This is a genomic window from Syntrophorhabdaceae bacterium, from assembly GCA_036504895.1.
In the GTDB taxonomy this organism is placed as follows: Bacteria; Desulfobacterota; Syntrophorhabdia; order Syntrophorhabdales; family Syntrophorhabdaceae; genus PNOM01.
This window is the reverse complement of the sequence record DASXUJ010000063.1, coordinates 1-16,265: the sequence shown is the minus strand read 5'-3', so window position 1 is coordinate 16,265 and position 16,265 is coordinate 1. Positions and strand designations below refer to the sequence as shown.

General features: G+C 56.3%; 14 protein-coding genes. 5 read left to right on the top strand and 9 right to left on the bottom strand.

Annotated elements, in window-relative coordinates; all coding sequences use genetic code 11:
* Nucleotides 1-198: 198 nt before the first annotated feature.
* From modA (VGJ94_08660) to glp, 5 genes are read left to right on the top strand one after another with little or no spacing between them, the layout of a single operon-like run.
* Nucleotides 199-702 (top strand): molybdate ABC transporter substrate-binding protein, encoded by a 504-nt coding sequence (modA, locus tag VGJ94_08660; GenBank protein ID HEY3276678.1) that lies wholly within the window; start codon nucleotides 199-201, stop codon nucleotides 700-702.
* Complete coding sequence (modA, locus tag VGJ94_08655) at nucleotides 633-953, top strand: molybdate ABC transporter substrate-binding protein (protein ID HEY3276677.1); 321 nt, start codon at nucleotides 633-635, stop codon at nucleotides 951-953. Before modA (VGJ94_08660) ends, modA (VGJ94_08655) begins: the two co-directional genes overlap by 70 nt.
* Nucleotides 954-959: 6 nt before the next feature.
* A complete protein-coding gene (gene modB, locus VGJ94_08650) occupies nucleotides 960-1,646 on the top strand; it encodes a molybdate ABC transporter permease subunit (protein HEY3276676.1) in 687 nt (228 codons plus the stop codon).
* A 1-nt stretch (nucleotide 1,647) separates the two neighbouring features.
* Nucleotides 1,648-2,703: a molybdenum ABC transporter ATP-binding protein gene (gene modC / locus VGJ94_08645; protein HEY3276675.1), complete on the top strand. Its 1,056-nt coding sequence runs from the start codon at nucleotides 1,648-1,650 to the stop codon at nucleotides 2,701-2,703.
* Between the two features lie 38 nt (nucleotides 2,704-2,741).
* Complete coding sequence (glp, locus tag VGJ94_08640) at nucleotides 2,742-4,022, top strand: gephyrin-like molybdotransferase Glp (GenBank protein ID HEY3276674.1); 1,281 nt, start codon at nucleotides 2,742-2,744, stop codon at nucleotides 4,020-4,022.
* Nucleotides 4,023-4,026: 4 nt separating this feature from the next.
* Here glp and VGJ94_08635 read toward each other — a convergent pair whose 3' ends face one another.
* The 9 genes from VGJ94_08635 to VGJ94_08595 all read right to left on the bottom strand — a co-directional run bounded on the left by VGJ94_08635 (nucleotide 4,027) and on the right by VGJ94_08595 (nucleotide 15,655).
* On the bottom strand, nucleotides 4,027-6,795 hold the full coding sequence (locus VGJ94_08635; GenBank protein HEY3276673.1) for a PAS domain S-box protein: 2,769 nt from the start codon (nucleotides 6,793-6,795) through the stop codon (nucleotides 4,027-4,029).
* 518 nt (nucleotides 6,796-7,313) lie between these two features.
* Complete coding sequence (locus VGJ94_08630; protein HEY3276672.1) at nucleotides 7,314-7,595, bottom strand: 4Fe-4S dicluster domain-containing protein; 282 nt, start codon at nucleotides 7,593-7,595, stop codon at nucleotides 7,314-7,316.
* A complete protein-coding gene (locus VGJ94_08625; GenBank protein ID HEY3276671.1) occupies nucleotides 7,592-8,896 on the bottom strand; it encodes an FAD-dependent monooxygenase in 1,305 nt (434 codons plus the stop codon). The genes VGJ94_08630 and VGJ94_08625 overlap by 4 nt, the downstream gene beginning before the upstream one ends.
* Nucleotides 8,893-10,164: an FAD-binding protein gene (locus tag VGJ94_08620; protein HEY3276670.1), complete on the bottom strand. Its 1,272-nt coding sequence runs from the start codon at nucleotides 10,162-10,164 to the stop codon at nucleotides 8,893-8,895. Before VGJ94_08620 ends, VGJ94_08625 begins: the two co-directional genes overlap by 4 nt.
* 3 nt (nucleotides 10,165-10,167) lie before the next feature.
* The gene (locus VGJ94_08615; protein HEY3276669.1) at nucleotides 10,168-11,004 is read right to left on the bottom strand and encodes an electron transfer flavoprotein subunit beta/FixA family protein; all 837 of its coding nucleotides are present in this window, start codon (nucleotides 11,002-11,004) and stop codon (nucleotides 10,168-10,170) included.
* Nucleotides 11,005-11,176: 172 nt separating this feature from the next.
* Nucleotides 11,177-11,479, bottom strand: coding sequence for a hypothetical protein (locus VGJ94_08610; GenBank protein HEY3276668.1), 303 nt, complete (start codon nucleotides 11,477-11,479; stop codon nucleotides 11,177-11,179).
* Nucleotides 11,480-11,934: 455 nt separating this feature from the next.
* Nucleotides 11,935-12,636, bottom strand: coding sequence for a hypothetical protein (locus VGJ94_08605; protein ID HEY3276667.1), 702 nt, complete (start codon nucleotides 12,634-12,636; stop codon nucleotides 11,935-11,937).
* A 529-nt stretch (nucleotides 12,637-13,165) separates the two neighbouring features.
* Nucleotides 13,166-14,275, bottom strand: a complete 1,110-nt coding sequence (locus tag VGJ94_08600) for an RsiV family protein (GenBank protein ID HEY3276666.1) — start codon at nucleotides 14,273-14,275, stop codon at nucleotides 13,166-13,168.
* A gap of 177 nt (nucleotides 14,276-14,452) precedes the next feature.
* Nucleotides 14,453-15,655 (bottom strand): Xaa-Pro peptidase family protein, encoded by a 1,203-nt coding sequence (locus VGJ94_08595; GenBank protein HEY3276665.1) that lies wholly within the window; start codon nucleotides 15,653-15,655, stop codon nucleotides 14,453-14,455.
* Nucleotides 15,656-16,265: the final 610 nt, after the last annotated feature.

The window sequence follows — 16,265 nt, the reverse complement described above, 5'->3', positions numbered from 1 at the left end:
AGGATCTTTTCTCACCCGTCAGAAGCATCCGAAGTATTTTGGAATATACAACGAAAACCAATTATGTTACAATATTTTTCCCGGGTGTTCATATTTTTTTGAGTGGAGATGCCGGGGGCTTCGCAGGGGTGAATGGAATTTTGCCCCTCTTTTTTTGGATGACGTTATAACCGTAGGGCCATAACGAAGGAGGAGTACATGGGAGGTTTGAAAAGCTTTTCCCTTTTCTTTTTGGGGTTTATCTTACTCTTCACCTCATGTGTCGGGGCGGAAGAGATCAACCTTTCCGTCGCCGCAAGCCTGAGAGAGGCGGTGAGCGCTCTTGCCGGCGGGTTCGAAAAGAAGAACCCCGGTATCAGGTTTCAGAGCAATTTCGGCGGCTCCGGCACATTGGCGAAGCAGGTGGAGAACGGCGCGCCATGCGATCTTTTCTTCTCTGCAAATACGGAGTGGGTCGATTTTTTGAAAGAGAAGGGACTGGTTGACGGAAAGAACGTGTTTCTCTTCGCCTTCAATGAGCTCGTCTTCGTGGCTGGGCCGGAGTCCGGGGTAAAAAATATAAAGGATGTGGTGAAGCTGGAGAGGATTTTGCCATCGGGAGCCCGAAAAGCGTTCCTGCCGGTCAATATGCCGTGGAAGCCCTTAAAAAAGCCGGCATTTACGGGCAGCTCGAAGGGAAGCTGGTCATGGCACGGGACGTGAGGGAATCACTCATGTACGCCGACAGGGGAGAAGTGAGCGGCGCCTTCGTCTACAGGACCGATGCGGAGCAGATGGCGAAACACGTGAAGATTCTCTTTGCCGTTCCCCAGGCGCTCTACCCCCGGGTCACCTATCCTGTCGCGCTTACTTCGAAGGGTGCGAGGAAAACCGGTGGGCGGGCTTTTTATGCCTTTCTCCGGTCGCCCGAAGCAAAAACAGTCCTGACCCAGCACGGGTTTATGGTAAAATAATCTCCCATGACGGCTTTTTCCCCCGCTGATTATTCGGCCATATTCCTCTCCCTCAAGGTTGCGGTAGTCGCGACCCTCATCTCTCTTCCCTTCGGCTTTGCCGTCGCCTACCTCATGACCTACGAACGGTTTCGCGGGAGGGTGGCCCTCGATGTGGTGGTCAATCTGCCTCTCACCCTGCCGCCCGTGGTGATCGGCTACCTCCTGCTCATGCTCCTCGGACAAAGCGGCTGGATCGGGAAACAGATACTCCAGCCCCTCGGCATAACACTTATCTTCACCTGGAAGGCAGCGGTCATCGCGACGGCGGTGGTCGGTTTCCCCCTCATGGTGAGATCCATCGGGACCGGCATGGAGACCATCGACAGGGGCCTAATCGAGGCCTCCCGGACTCTCGGCGCGGGCAGGCTCGACACGGTCCTGACCGTGATCCTCCCTTTGTCCGTGCGGGGACTTGTCGCGGGCTCGGTACTCATGTTTGCCAGGGGATTGGGCGAATTCGGCGCCACGATCATTGTGGCGGGCAATATACCCGGCGTGACCCAGACCATACCGCTCGCGATTTACGAATATGTGAGCTCACCGAGGGGCGACGCTATGGCCATGGCGCTCTGTCTTGTCTCGGTCGTAATCTCCGTGGTTGTCCTCTTCTTCCATGAGTGGCTGGGCAGGCGCATGGTAAGGGCAGACTGAGATGGAGCTTCGGGTTTCGGCACAAAAACGGATGGGACGATTTTTACTGGAAGCTGATTTTGTGATCCAAGGCGACCGGATCGGGATATTCGGCCCTTCGGGCGGAGGGAAGTCGACACTGGTAAGCCTCATTTCAGGGCTTCGCCACCCCGATCATGGAGTTATCGAGCTTGACGGCGAATGCCTCTTCGACAGCGCCAAAGGGATCAGGATGACCGCCGAGCACCGGCGGATCAGCATGGTCTTTCAGCAGCCCCACCTTTTCCCCCACCTGAGCGTGAGGGGCAATCTCCTCTACGGCTATAAACGCTGTCCTCCGGAGCTGCGCAAGATCACCCTCGAAAGCCTGGTTGAGGTTCTGAATATCGGTCCCCTTCTCCACCGTGGGGTGAAGAACCTCTCGGGGGGAGAGAAGCAGCGGATTGCCATAGGCCGGGCGGTGCTCGCGAACCCCCGCGTCCTTCTCATGGACGAGCCCCTGTCGGGTCTTGACGATACGCTCAAGTTCCAGATAATCCCATTCCTGAAGAATGCGTGCGAACAATTCAGGATACCCTATCTCTTCATCTCCCACTCCCTTACGGAGATGAGGATCATGACGGACCGGGTGCTCCATCTCGCGGACGGAAGGGTCACCGGCCAGACCACCGGCGAGGAGCTGGCGCGCAACACGATTGGAGAGAAGGGGCCGGGCTATCAGAACCTCCTCAGGCTGAAGGGTATCCGTCGCATGGATGGCCTTTGCGTCTATCCCTGGGGAGACCAGGAGCTGCTCATTTCGGGAGGCACGGAAGGGGAGGAAATCCTCTACGAGCTTCCCGCCACGGACATCATTCTCTTCAAGCGCCATCCGGAGGCGATCAGCGCCCGCAACCTTCTGAAGGGCAGCGTCACCGACCTCTTCCGGGCTGGCGGCAGGATCGGAGTGGAGCTCTCCTTCGGCGATAAACGGCTTGTGGCGGCAGTGGTACAGGAGGCGGTAGAGGAGCTCGAGATTGTACAAGGGGCGGAGCTGTATGCGGCCATAAAAGCCACCGCATTCCGGCAACTGGGCTGACGAGACTGCCCCGTTCTCCCACATCAAGGAGCAATGCATTGATCAGTTACGAAGAAGCGCTCAGGATAATACTTGAAAATACCCATGCCGGAGAGCCGGAAGAGCGGCCCGTGGCGGAATGCACGGGACAGGTCCTTGCTCAGGATGTCTTCGCTCGTCAGGGGTTTCCCCCGTCGGATGTCTCCGCCCGGGACGGATATGCCGTAAGGTCTCTCGATGTGAGGAGCGCCGGCCGTCAAAAGCCCGTTGTTCTCCGTACCATCGAGACCGTAAAGGCCGGTTCCATGGCCCGAAAAACGGTGGGTCCCGGGACCTGCACCCGCATTATGACTGGGGCCCATATACCGGAAGGCGCCGATTGCGTGGTGCAATTCGAAGACACCGATGAGCCGCGGGGACATCAAGGGGCCCGTGTTTTACGACCGAAAGAGGTGAAGATCTACATACCCGCGGAGCCGGGGACCCATATCCGGAGGGCAGGAAGCGCGATGAGCGAAGGAACGCTCCTCATGACCGCCGGGACCATCATTGGTCCCCCCCAGATTTCGGCGCTCGTCACCAGCGGTTTACACCGGGTCAAGGTGATTCGCCGTCCCCGTATCGGGGTGATCGCCACGGGAAACGAGCTGCAAAGCATGGGCAGGCCCCTGGTCCCGGGCAAAATATATAACAGCAACGGTCCCGCCGTGGCATCGATGGTTTCTTGCTATGAGGGGATCCCCAAGGTTCTCGGCATCGCCTGCGACCGCGAGGCATCGCTCCTTGCGAAGATTCGAAAGGGCTTGAAGTGGGATGGGATCATCACCACAGGAGGCGTCTCCATGGGCGACTACGACGTGGTCAGGCTTTTGATGGGAAAAGAGGGCAAGCCGCTCTTTTCCCGGGTGAAGATGGAGCCGGGAAGGGCGGTCCTCTTCAGCCTCCTTGAAAGAAAGGGCCCCGAGGGCGTGAAAATCACGGTCCCTCTCTTCGGTTTGGCCGGTCCCCCGGCCGCCGGCCTCGTCAATTTCGAGATGCTCGTAAGACCTGCCCTTCTCAAGATGCGCGGTGTCGAGACAACGGATCCCGCCGGGGTCGACGCCGTGGCAGCCGATGCATTTTCGAACGGGCGCCCGGTGCCTCTGGTGAAATGGACGATCTTGACGGGCTCTTGCGGCGCCTATTGCGTCACGCTCTGTGGGAGCCGGAACACGGGGGAGTCCATTCCCATGGAAAAGGCGAACTCCCTCGTAGTGATCCCCGCGGAGAGCTCGGTCAATCCCGGCGATACAATTCAGGTCCGCCCCCTCGATTGGGGTGGGGGAGCATTTTTCCCCTAAAAACCTACCCCGCCACTTCCCGAAGCAGCTCCTTAAGCTCCTCTATCTTATAAGGCTTGGTGATGACCCCCTTGAAGCCGTATTCCCGGTAGCGGGAGATGGCAGGGTCATCGGTATAGCCGCTCGAGATGATGGCCTTGATGGCAGGGTCCAAGGAGCGTATCCGGTCGAAGACCTCTTTTCCTCCCATGCCCCCTTTAATCGTGAGATCGAGGATCACCGCATCGAAGGGCTCTTTTGATTCAAGGGCGCGGGCATAAAGGGAGAGGGCTTCCCTTCCATGTGCGGCGAGGGCTACCTTATACCCCAGGTGGGCGATGAGCTTTCCCCCTATGGCCCGTACATTGTCGTCGTCATCCATAAAGAGGATCTTCTTCTCGTGAGGCGGGGGAGGAACAGGTGAAGGGGCGGGTCCCGCCTTGTACGCGGGCAGGGTGATATGGACGCTGGTGCCTTCGTTCGGGACGGACTCCACGATCAGGTGGCCGTTATGCCTCTTCACCGCGGAATAGGCAACGGCGAGGCCCAGTCCCATGCCCCGCTCCGCGCCCATGCCCTTGGTGGTGAAGTAAGGGTCGAATATCTTCGGGAGGTCGGAAGGGCGTATCCCCTTGCCTTTATCCTTTATGGAGATCTTCACATACTCTCCCGGGGGAAGAGGAAGGCCCTCTTCGCCGGTAATGGTCATATTCGCCCCTTCTATCTCTATCGTGCCCCCATCGGGCATGGCTTCACGGGCATTGAGTACGATATTGTGGATCGCCTGGCCGATCTGGAGCTCGTCCGCGTCCACCAGGAAGAGCTCCTGGGGTAGACGGCTGACGCATTCCACATTGGAGCCCGTAAGGGCAATGGGGGAAGAGTCTCTCACGAGCTCGCGCAGGGAGAGGACCTTTCTCGTGGAGCTGCCCCCTTCCGAGAAGGTGATGAGCTTCCTCGTAAGCTCCTTGCCCGCAAGAGAGATGCGCTCCGCTTCGGCGAGGAAAGAGAACTCCTCGCTCTCGGGAGGCAGGGCGATCTTGGCAATGGAGATATAGCCGGTCACCGCCATCAGGAGGTTATTGAAGTCATGGGCGATGCCGCCCGCGAGGGTGCCTATGGACTCCAGGGTGCGCTTCTTCAGGAGCTCCGCTTCTATCTGTTTGCGGGGGGTGACGTCGCGGGATATACCGAGAACGCCGACAACATTGCCATTGTCCCACAAGGGCCTGTTATGGACCTCCACCCATAACGTCTGAGAATCACCCCGGGGGTAGGTGAGGGCAAGCTCGTAGGGCGGAATGAACTCCCCCGTCATGTGCCGGTCGAAATTCCTCTGTGCCACGTCCCGGTATTCCGGCTGCACCGCATCCAGGAAGGGGCGCCCCAGGAACCACTCTTTCGGGTGGCCGGAGCGCTTCGCGATCACGTCATTGACGAAGGTAAAGAGGCTCTCCCTGCCTATGATGTAGACACCGTCGCTCAGGCTCTCGAGGAGCGTGCGGTTCCAGAGCTCGCTCTTTCTCAGGGCCTCTTCCGTCTGCTTCCGCGCTGTAATGTCTTCGATGGTGCCTTCATAATAAACGACGCGGCCCTCCGCGTCACGGGCCTCGCGCACGTTCATGGAGACCCACATCATGGTCCCGTCTTTTTTATGAAAGGTGGTCTCGAACCCCTCCACATAGCCCTTTTCCCCGCACAGCTTATGGAGCCTCAGGCGGTCTTCCGCATGGACGTACTGCTCCTTCCCTATATCCCTGACCGTGGCCATCAGCTCGTCAGGAGAGTCGAATCCGCACTTTCTCGCGAGGGCGAGGTTGGCGCTCAGGAACCGGCCGTCGGGCGTGGTCTGGAAAATGCCCATCACGGCATTATCGAATATGGCGTGATATTTTTCCTCGGTGCGTTTTAATGACCCCTCCGCCTCGCGGCGCTCCGTGACATCCCGGTCGAAACCGAGGTAACCGGCATAGGATCCCTGCCTGTCGAAAAGGGGGGTCCCGCTCGTCTCGATGACGACAAGTCTGCCGTCTTTACGCATGTTAAGGTTCTCGAGCCCGGAAAAAGGGCTATATTCCCGGGCGATGCGCATAAACTCGGAACCGATCCGCTCTGCCTCGGAAGAGGGCATAAAATCGAAGGGTGTTCTGCCCAGCACCTCCTCGGGCTCGTACCCGAGGACCTCTTTTACTCTCGGGCCGGCATAGGTATAGACATGGTCCGCATCGATCTGCCATACCCAGTCACTCGTCGCCTCCAGAAGAGAACGGAACCGCTGCTCGCTTTCCCGCAGCGCCTCTTCCATTATCTTTCTTTCGGTAATATCGGTAACGACGCCTTCCAGGGCGATCGGCCTCCCCGCGTCATCGCGCACGAGGATATTAGTCTGGTATAGCCACCTTTTTTCCCCTGATTTGTGAAGGATCTTATATTCATAGGAAGGCTTTATCCTGCCTTCCACGAGTTCCTGCCATTCATTCCTGAAATAATCGGCACACGCGGGATCGAGTATTTCGGCGATCAAAAGGGGGCGTCCATAGATCTCCTCCGGGGTGTACCCGGTGAGCGCGGTAGAGGCGGAGCTCACATACTCATACCTCCCGTCGGGAACCCGCATCCGATAAATCATCTCCCGGGCATTCTCCACCAGCCGGCGAAACAACCCTTCGCTCTTCCTTACCGATTCCACCGTAAGGGAAAGGGCGCGCAACTCCCGCTCCAGCTCGGCAATACGTACCCGCGCCGCAGCCGGCTCATCCATGAGGTCCAGTTTCACATCGTCTTTACCACCCATCGACGCGTCTCCAGGTTGGGAAGGAAAGATACTACCCACGGTAATAGTACACCATGAAGAAAATTATGTAAATTGAGTGAAAAGAAAAAAAAGTTATTTATAGTTACTCAGTAATTATGGAACTGATTGTATACCGCGCCCCCGCGCTTTTGCATTCTTTCTCTCTTCTTCCCCCCCATTCGACGACGACGGGGCTGCATTTTTCTGCAGATCGAGGCGGTGACGAGGAGCCGACGAAGGCGTACATATGGTAGTCAAGGAAAGTGACAACGCGGTCGACGTTGAGATGGGGAATACCGTTATTATGGTATCCCGTCACCCGGTGCCTCATTATATATTGGAGATTCTCTTATATGCTTGTAATTCTGTGAATTGTTTTTTTGCCAATCGATGACGCCGGTGCGCAGTCTTTCTCAGATCAAGGCGACGAGGAGGAGGGCAGTGAAGGCGTACTTCTAGTACGTCGAACTGCGTGACGACGAAGGCAACGCAGAGATGGGGAAGAATGCGCCCCGGCGTCAGCCGAATTTGTGGGCTATACCGTACCCTCCGACAGGATATCTCCACTCGATATTCAGATTAGGGCAGCCGATCCGGCAGGAGCCGCACTCCAGGCATCCCTCGTAGGCTACCACGATCCGGTCCTTCTCCCTCCTGTATACGTTGGCCGGGCAGAAGTAGAGGCAGGGCTCTTCTTCGCACCGGGTGTTACACAGGCCCTGGTCGATTATTTTTATATGGGCCTCTTCATTCACCTTGAACCGGTCCAGGAACAGCTTATCTTCTACCTTTGTCGTCATCGCACGCTCCTCATGCCGTCCCAGAGGATCTCCAGCATCTCGAGGGGAGAGAATTCCCGCCGGATCTTTCTCCAGATGGCCCCCTGCTTTTCTTTCTTCGGGACGCCGTCAACGGTAAGCATCTCCCTTGCCCCATGGGCGGCCAAGGCGGGCAGGGACGTGAAGAGTTCATGGTGGTGGAGGCGAAACGGGCCGAAGCGGCGATATTTCTTCATATCCTTCATGATGTAAGAGCCCTCGAGCCTCGACTGGTACCCCTCGAGGCCGCGCCTCGTGAAATCGCCTTTTTTGAATGCCTCCATCACGGCCTCCGCCGCAAACCGGCCGGACGTCATGGCCATATTCGAGCCTTCCCGGTGGAGGGCATTGAAGAGCATCCCCGAATCCCCCGCGATGAGCCATCCGTCGCCGGTAAGCTTCGGGATTGCGTCGTACCCGCCTTCCGCGATCCAATGAGCCATATATTCCTTCGGTACACCGCCTTTTATAAGGGGCGCCACCATGGGGTGGGCCTTGAACTCATCGAGCATCTCATAAGGCTTTATCCTGTTCTTCGTAAAATCGGAGAGGTTGGCGCCGATACAGAGGGAGAGGGAATTTTTGTTCGTGTAGATCACGGCAATGCCGTCCATGCCTCCTGTCACCTCACCTATTATCTCGATCGTCACCCCCTGTCCCGATTCCACGTTGAACCTGTCGTTGATCACCTCTTCGGGAAGGCCGATCACCTCCTTCACTGCCAGGGCCACATCAACGGGCTTCGGCTCGGGCCGGAACCCTGTTTTGGCTGCCAGGGCAGAATTGATGCCGTCTGCCAGGAGGACCACCCGGGCCGACACATCCCCGTCAGGGCGGTCCGTCTTTACCCCGGTCACCCTGCCGCTGCCGTCCCTTATAAAATCGGTCACCACTGTGGCCGGTACGAGCAGCGCCCCCTGCTGAGAGGCCTGACCGGCAAACCACCTGTCGAATTTGGCCCTTCCCACGGTAAAGGCGTTGAGGCTGCGGCGCTCGTAGAACACCTTGTCCCTGTAAGAGGTGCTGAAGCCGCCCTCCTTCGAGAGGAACCAGAGCCGCGACTCGACGATGTTTCTTTCATAAGGGCACGACTTACCCGCAAAATCGGGGACGATCTGCGCGAGATCGTGCCCGTAGAGCACGCCCCCGGAAATGTTCTTCGCCCCCGCGGATTCTCCCCTTTCGAGGAGAATCGTCTTTACGCCCCCCGCAGCCAAAACGTGCGCCGCCGAAGCACCCGCGGGTCCCGCCCCTACCACGGCTACATCGAATTCTTCATTCATGCTAACCCCTCTTTCATGCTGCTTAGCTTCCTCAACTCTTCGATGAGAAGGGGCACGATCGTCCTGTAATCCCCCACGATGCCTGCAGTGGCTACGGTAAATATTGGGGCCCCGGGATCGGAATTTATGGCCATAATCTTATCGGAACCCTGCATGCCTACCAGGTGCTGTACTGCCCCGGATATGCCGACGGCAATATAGAGCTTTGGTGAGACGGTCTTGCCTGTCTGGCCCACCTGCCGCTCGTAGGGCATAAGACCCGCCTCCACTACCGGTCTCGAACAGGCCACGACTCCCCCGGTGACATCGGCCAGCTCCTGAAGGAGCGGCATGGACTCGGGGTCGCACGCCCCCTTTCCCGCCACGACAAGGGTCTCATAGCGGGTGATGTCGATCGCTCCCGCACCCGCCTTATCCTCGATAAACTGAAGAATGTCAGGCAAATCGCCGCCGGGGGGAACAAAGGGATAAGACACGATCTTTCCGGTCCTCTCCTCGTCCTTTTGGCCTGCCTTAAATACCTTCGGTCGCACGGTGCTCATCTGGGGACGGTGGCGCTCGCAGAATATGGTTGCCATTATGTTGCCGCCGAAAGTAGGCCTCGTCATGAGGAGCAGTCGTTTCTCCTCGTCGATATCGAGACCCGTGCAATCGGCGGTGAGGCCCGTCTCGATCTCGGTGGCCACGATGCTCGCCAGATCACGGCCGAGAGGCGTGGCGCCGATGAGCACTATCTCGGGCCTGACCGCACGGCAAAGGTCCGACAACGCTCTCCCGTAGGGTCTCGAAAGATAGGTCCCGAGCAGGGGATCGTCCATGACGTGGACATCGTCACACCCGTACGCAACCGCCTCCCGGGCGATATGGTCCACCCCATGGCCGGGAAGGAGGCCGGTCACGGTGGTTTTCAATTTCGCGGCGAGCTCCCGGGCCTTGCCTATGAGCTCCCATGATACGGAGGCTCCTTCGCCCCCTGCGACCTCGATGAAGACAGCCACGCCACGGTAATCGGCGTAAGGATTCTCCACGGGAGTCTCTCCCGCGGCCTCGGCCCGCGCCTTGCGCTTTTTTTTCTCGAATTTGACTGCTTCCACGGGACAGACGTCCCGGCATTTCCCGCATCCGATGCAGAGTTCGGGATCGATCAGCGCCACCCCGTTCTCCATGGTAATCGCGGCGACGGGGCATTCGGCAACGCAGATCTGACAGCCTATGCACTTATCGGATATGATCTCGGCGACTTCAATGCCTTTGAGGTTTTTTGCCATGGATCAGCCTTCCTCCCCAGTCTCCATGCCAACGGGCGATGGTTCGCCGGCAAGGAGGAGGTTAAGGCAGTCCCGGACTGCCTGCCCCGGGTCCCGGTCTGCAAAGAAGACCGGTCCCCCGTGTTTCACGGGAGGAGAGAATATCTTCCTCACCCATGTGGGCGAGCCTTTGAGTCCCAGTCTCGACGGTTCCCCCCCGATGTCGCTGCCCGTCCAGAGGGTGATCCCCGTCCTTATAGAGAGGATGAGCTGCGGCAGGGGCGCCCTCCTCGGTTTCGCGAGGTCGAGCTCCACGGTGAGGACCGCGGGCATAGGGGCCCGTATTGTTTCGATCCCTCCCTCAACTTTTCTCTTCACCGTAATATGTCGTTCGGATTCGTCGATTTCCACAATCTCGCTCACGTAAGTAAGCTGGGTGAAGCCGAGCCGCGTGGCGATGCCCGGCCCTACCTGGGCGGTATCCCCGTCAATGGCTTGCTTACCGCACAGTACCAGGTGGACCGGTGCTTCCTGTGCGAGTTTTTTGATCGCGAGGCCGAGGGTATAGCCGGTAGCGAGGGTATCGGCCCCGGCAAAGGCGCGGTCCGACAGGAGAATGGCCTGGTCTGCCCCAAGGGAAATTGCCTCACGCAGCACCTCGTCCGCCTGAGGGGGGCCCATGGAGAGGACCGTCACCCGCCCTCCGAATCGATCCTTCAGGGCGAGTGCCGCCTCCAGGGCGACCATATCGTAGGGATTCGCGATAGACTCCACCCCCGAGCGGATGAGCGTATTCGTTTCGGGATCTATCTTCACTTCAGCCGTATTCGGCACCTGTTTGATACAACAGACAAGGTTCATCAGATCTCACCATCCGGGTTGTTAGGGGAAAAGGCGCATTGTTGCACCCGCTTTTCTATTAAGATAAGAACGACGAGGGACAAAAACAACGATGTCTATGTGCAATTCCGAGAGGGAGAGCCAACCGGTTTCACCTTACTCCGGAAGAATTCGCGAACCACACCCGCAGGTCCTAGTGGTGAGAGGGTGTTATGACAGCCGAACCGCCCCCTCCTCCTCCACCACCTCCCGCTATTGCAATGATTCCGGCGGCTGCTGCAACGCCGACCAGGAAGAGTGCCACCGTTCCTTCCGAAAATCCGGCCATCGCATCACTTCCCGCCGCAGATCCCGCTCCTGCCGCGGACGCCTCCGGGCCCGCGACTGCCGCGCCTTCCTGTGCCCCGAGATCCGTCGCGGGAACAATGGCGACGAATAAAAATATGAATGCCAGTGTCACGCCGATTATACGCTTTGGTACCGTCGAGTCACACATCTTTTCCCTCCGGAAACAAGAATTGAAATAGCGTGCCTAATCTAAAGGTGTTAACACTGGGTGAATTTGTCAATTATTTTTGACCGGCCAGTATCGGGAGGAGAGGACGCGGGAGGGATAGGATCAGTACGTTTGAAACAGGTTCTTGATGCCTGTTATTCTTTTAACGGCATTCTGCCGGATGGGATGAAAACTCCGTGCATCCCGATATTCAGCGGCCTTTTCATTTGTGAGCTTTGAGTCCAAAGAGCGTTGCTTCACTATTAGTTGGTCGCGTATATGATCAACCCTTGCTCTATGCCTTCGTAATTTGCTCGGTATTTTGCGTGTTGTAAAAGCTCATGCCCGTGCCGCCGAAGTCGGCGACGTATCATACTTAATTAAGCAGCGCGAGGCGGCAGTCCTTGATCAAGGCTGACCCCTCGCGCCTTGCACTATGGCCCCAGGTCGACCCGCTACCGGCCCTCCACGCCCTGATTATTCTTGCTCTGGTTAAAATCGTCTACCAAATCTGCTACCGTCAGTTGCACCGCATATTCCACTTCTTCTTTCAGCTTTTTGCCCCCGTCGGCCATAAGCAACGACATGCTCGATGTCCGGTTATGGTCAACCGAATTGTACCAGATTTTCCTCTTCCACAAAACGTTGTTCATCGAATCGGTCATCTTGACCGTCGCGACAGTCCGCAATCCATAACCATCCGCAACTTCGACGAAGGTGTCCATGGCAAGAAGCCCATCTGTCGTTTTCCGAAAAGTGTCATCACGAGGCTTTCCCTCATAAATTAGTTTCGAAGAACTGGGAAGGCACACGCTAAGCCTCTCGAAGAGGTCTTTATGGACACGTTCGGCAAAATCAGGCAGACTATATTTCGCCTGTATTTCGTCTCCTTCATCCGACATCATTCTCCTCTTGGAGTGGTGATATACCGGAGCCGCGAGGGGAGGAAAAATGTACCAAGACGGCACCGCCGCCGCCACCCCTTTTACCGTTTTGCCGGTACCCTCCACCATATATCCAGAAGGATATCTCACAAACGTGATCTCTTTGACGGATGCCAGATCCTTTTTCACCACAGGTTTATTGGAGGCACATCCGTGAACCAGAAAAATGGTGAGGCAAAGTAGTGATAACGCCAAGAGTTTTCCGCGCGCCATAGTAACCTCCGTCATCTCGATTTCTGATTTTACCGTTCATGGACCTAGCCACCGCAACGGGCACTTTTCCTCTTAAAGCAGTTTCTAATGATAACAAGAACAAAAAGTCGTCAAAAAAAGATGCACCCAATCTGAAGGGTTCTTTTTGCCAAATTAACCGGCGAAGGTGTGCTTTGAGGGACGCAATTGACCAGTGGGACAAACCTTTTGCTATCCCCTTCTCTATTACCTAGTGTGTATTTCATTTTCCTCTTATTCTGTGTCGATTTCAAGTGAAAATTAGATGTAAAAGCCGTTAAATGTCATTTGGAAGCAGCCACACTTCGGCGGAAGCCAGGGGTTTGAAGTTTTCGGGTGTTGTCGAATCTTTAGAATGATTTATTCCTTTTTACATACTTCGTGATGCCGGGACGGGTCTGTGCTCACTGCGCCTTGCACCGTTGGGTCTACCCGCTCGGTGAGGAGAAACGCTCCGAAGGGCAGCCGCCCGTGTGTTTTATTTTTAATTTGGAGGCTACTCTTTCTCTCTCTATTTCTTCCCGTACGCCAGCTTGTACACCACACTTTCGGGGCGGAGCCGTTCTTTCTCTATCTCCTTAAAAGGGACGAATATATCGGTCTCGCTCACTGCCCCGAGAGGGCCTGCGGGCCCTAAGGCGTAGGCATTATAAAAGAAGCCTATGCCGTCCGAGGTAATGTAGAAATAGGGGTCGTTGAGGCTGTTTTCTTTGAATTTGGTGTAGCCTGCATCCTTCAGGCTTTTTGCCTTTTTATCTATCTGGGCCAGCTCTTCCTTGAGCTTCTTTGTGACGATCGTCCCGAGATAGGTGTCGTACCCATCTTTGAAGATATCCTTTAACAGGAGCGCCGCGCCTTTTTCAAGGTTGATGACCGTATAGCTCGTATCCGGAGTTCCCCGGGTGCCTCCCATATATTCCCATGATTCGTTTTTTATAGTGAGTATGCTGTCCTGGTTGAAGACGGTGGACATCTTTTTGGTCGTCTCCATGTGGTCACTGCCTGCGCCGTCTTTTTCGGCCTGAAGGCACTCGGCGCGGAACTCTTTCGACTCCAGGTCGATGGCTTTCCGGGGGTCGCCCTTTGCGGCTGCGAGGTTTCTGTCTCCGAAGAAGATCTTCCACACCGTGCCCCGTATCTTCTCGAGGTTCTTATTGTCGCCGTAGCCGGTCGGATGAAGATAGAGCCGCTCGAACTCGCATTTCTCGATCAATTTGCTTTTGCCCTGGCGGGTCCAGTCTTTCGAGTATATGGTGAAGGCCACGGTATCGAGGGCCACCTTCAGTGTGACGGGAAGGGACCTCTTCTTATCCCTGCTTGCCCAGGTACCCTGAAAGGAGCCGTCATTGGCGAGATCGCCCTCAAAAATCGCCCCCTTCTCCTCCTTCAGCCTCACCTTCGATTTGATCATTTGTCCCTTCACCTTGATCGGCGTACCGTACTTTTCATAATAATAAGAGCCCTCAAGGCTCTGCCCGATCTTCGTCAATTCCATCTGCACCCTGGCCTTGCCCACAGTCCCTTCCAAATCCCGCTGAAAGTCCTGTCCCCGTACGGGACCGGCAAGAAACAGCGCAACCGCGCATATAACGACCCACGACAAAACCGCCATTTTCTTCATCCCCTTACCCCCCCCAATAAGCAGACAGCAGATTTCTTTCTTGTAAACAAGGCGCCGGGATACCCATAACACCCGGATATTGGTCAATCTTCAAAACCAAACATTCCTTCCCCGGCATCCATATTATTAAATTAATAGAGGCTGTCCAAGTGTATGCCGAACTCAGTTGCCCATCCATCACACCTGTACAAGCTCTATCGGATTTTCAGTCAACCGCTCCAACCGATCCTTCCTCACGATCACATCTATCTCTATGCCTATGGCGCCGTGGAGAGGAAGGATGAATTTGGGCTCAAGGGCTATTACCATCCCCTCTTTCAGCACCCTTTTGTGTTTTGCCGTGACTACGGGAAGCTCATTCACCTCTAATCCTATTCCGTGTCCCAGGAAGGAGACCTGGCTCTCTCCGTGGCCCATGAAGTATTCCTCCAGCCCGGCTTTCTTCACCATGGCATAGGCTCGCTCCCACAGTTCGGTGCAATCCACCCCCTCCTTACCCGAAGCCATGGCATCCTCTAAGATCGCCTTCGATGTCTCGTAAGGCTTCCGGAAGACCTCCTTCAGCTCGCCCGCGACAAAGGCTCTCGTCTCATCCGCATGATAGCCGTTATATCCCGCCACATAATCGATGGTGACAGGCACGCCCCGCTCCACCTTCTTGAATGTGGAGCCGTGAGGCACGGCCGGGCTGATTCCCGCTCCGGGGAGAGGACCGTCCACAAAGGTGGGTATCACGCCGCTCGCCCCCGATTGGATCGTCATCATCATGATCTCCTGATTGATCCCCCGCATCCTGTAGCCCCCGTGGTGGCCGAGCCGCCTGCCCGTTGCCACGAGCGCCGCCTCGATCTCAAGCTCGCTCACCCCTTCACGGACGAGGTCCCTCGCGGCCCGATATACCCCGTCAGATATATGACCCGCCTTTTTCAGCTGATCGATCTCAAAGGCGCTTTTAATTATTCTCAGCTCTTTTATAGCCGGCGTGATGTCCACGGCCCGGCCGATGCCCAGGGTACGCTTCATCCGCTCGAACGCGGAGACCGGCAGCACATCGAGCTCAAGGCCGGTGACGCCTTCCGAAACCCCTGCATTCCGCAGGATCGCCCCCGCCTCTTTCTCATTTTTTACCGGGATAATCGAAAAAGGAGTCTCCCCCTTTGCCCGCTCCCTGCCTTTCTCAAGGAAGAGCATAGGCTCGCCGTTGACAGGCACGGCAACGATGCCCTTTGCCATGGTGCCCGTGAAATAGAACCTGTTCACGTTCTCATAAATGATTGCCCAATCGATGGAAGCCTCCGCCATAAGGCGCTGAAGCCCTCCAATTCGCATAAAAAGGTCAGATTCCGGTGTGTACTCCCCGCTTGCGTTCATATCAACCATAGTCCCTCATTCTCCTTTCACACCATCTTACCAGAAGAAGACGGGCGAAACACATGATTTTCGCAGAATCGCGTTGTTCCCCGCTATTACCGGGTTTTCGGATGTTTTGGAGTCCCGTAACCTTTTGAATATCCATAATACCGATTACTTCGTCATCCCTCCCAGCATCCGCTTCATTTCCCGGCATCAATATTGTTATAATAATAGCAGCCGGCTGCTGTGGACGCGGGAATTCGGCGGAGGTTCCAGATGGACCGTCAGGCGAGGATTGGAGGCCGGAACTTGTGAAGAAATCAGTTTACCGAAGCCTCTGCTTTTGCTTTTGACTATAGTTTTACGGTTAGTCATGTGACTAGGGCCGGTATTTCGACCGTAGCTTCTTGCCAGTCATCTTAGGTGGAGCTATTTGCTTCTTGTCCCTCTCTCATCCCCTTACCTCTTTCCTTTCGTCATCCTGCACATCGCGGTTTCCAGCAGAGTCTGATCCATAGCTTTATATTGTAGGTGAGGCAGGCCCAGATCGCCTCCGTCTCCGCCTTGATCCGTCCCCGGAGATGGAACTGGCGAAGCCCGAACTTATCCTTTATCCATGCGTTGGGGAATTCGGCCA

Excerpts from the sequence above, each read along its gene's own strand:
- VGJ94_08615 (HEY3276669.1), bottom strand. The coding sequence starts at position 11,004 with ATGAACCTTGTCTGTTGTATCAAACAGGTGCCGAATACGGCTGAAGTG.
- VGJ94_08625 (HEY3276671.1), bottom strand. The coding sequence starts at position 8,896 with ATGAATGAAGAATTCGATGTAGCCGTGGTAGGGGCGGGACCCGCGGGT.
- modB (HEY3276676.1), top strand. The coding sequence starts at position 960 with ATGACGGCTTTTTCCCCCGCTGATTATTCGGCCATATTCCTCTCCCTC.
- VGJ94_08595 (HEY3276665.1), bottom strand. The coding sequence starts at position 15,655 with ATGGTTGATATGAACGCAAGCGGGGAGTACACACCGGAATCTGACCTT.
- VGJ94_08620 (HEY3276670.1), bottom strand. The coding sequence starts at position 10,164 with ATGGCAAAAAACCTCAAAGGCATTGAAGTCGCCGAGATCATATCCGAT.
- modC (HEY3276675.1), top strand. The coding sequence starts at position 1,648 with ATGGAGCTTCGGGTTTCGGCACAAAAACGGATGGGACGATTTTTACTG.
- VGJ94_08635 (HEY3276673.1), bottom strand. The coding sequence starts at position 6,795 with ATGGGTGGTAAAGACGATGTGAAACTGGACCTCATGGATGAGCCGGCT.
- VGJ94_08605 (HEY3276667.1), bottom strand. The coding sequence starts at position 12,636 with ATGGCGCGCGGAAAACTCTTGGCGTTATCACTACTTTGCCTCACCATT.
- VGJ94_08630 (HEY3276672.1), bottom strand. The coding sequence starts at position 7,595 with ATGACGACAAAGGTAGAAGATAAGCTGTTCCTGGACCGGTTCAAGGTG.
- VGJ94_08610 (HEY3276668.1), bottom strand. The coding sequence starts at position 11,479 with ATGTGTGACTCGACGGTACCAAAGCGTATAATCGGCGTGACACTGGCA.
- modA (HEY3276678.1), top strand. The coding sequence starts at position 199 with ATGGGAGGTTTGAAAAGCTTTTCCCTTTTCTTTTTGGGGTTTATCTTA.
- VGJ94_08600 (HEY3276666.1), bottom strand. The coding sequence starts at position 14,275 with ATGAAGAAAATGGCGGTTTTGTCGTGGGTCGTTATATGCGCGGTTGCG.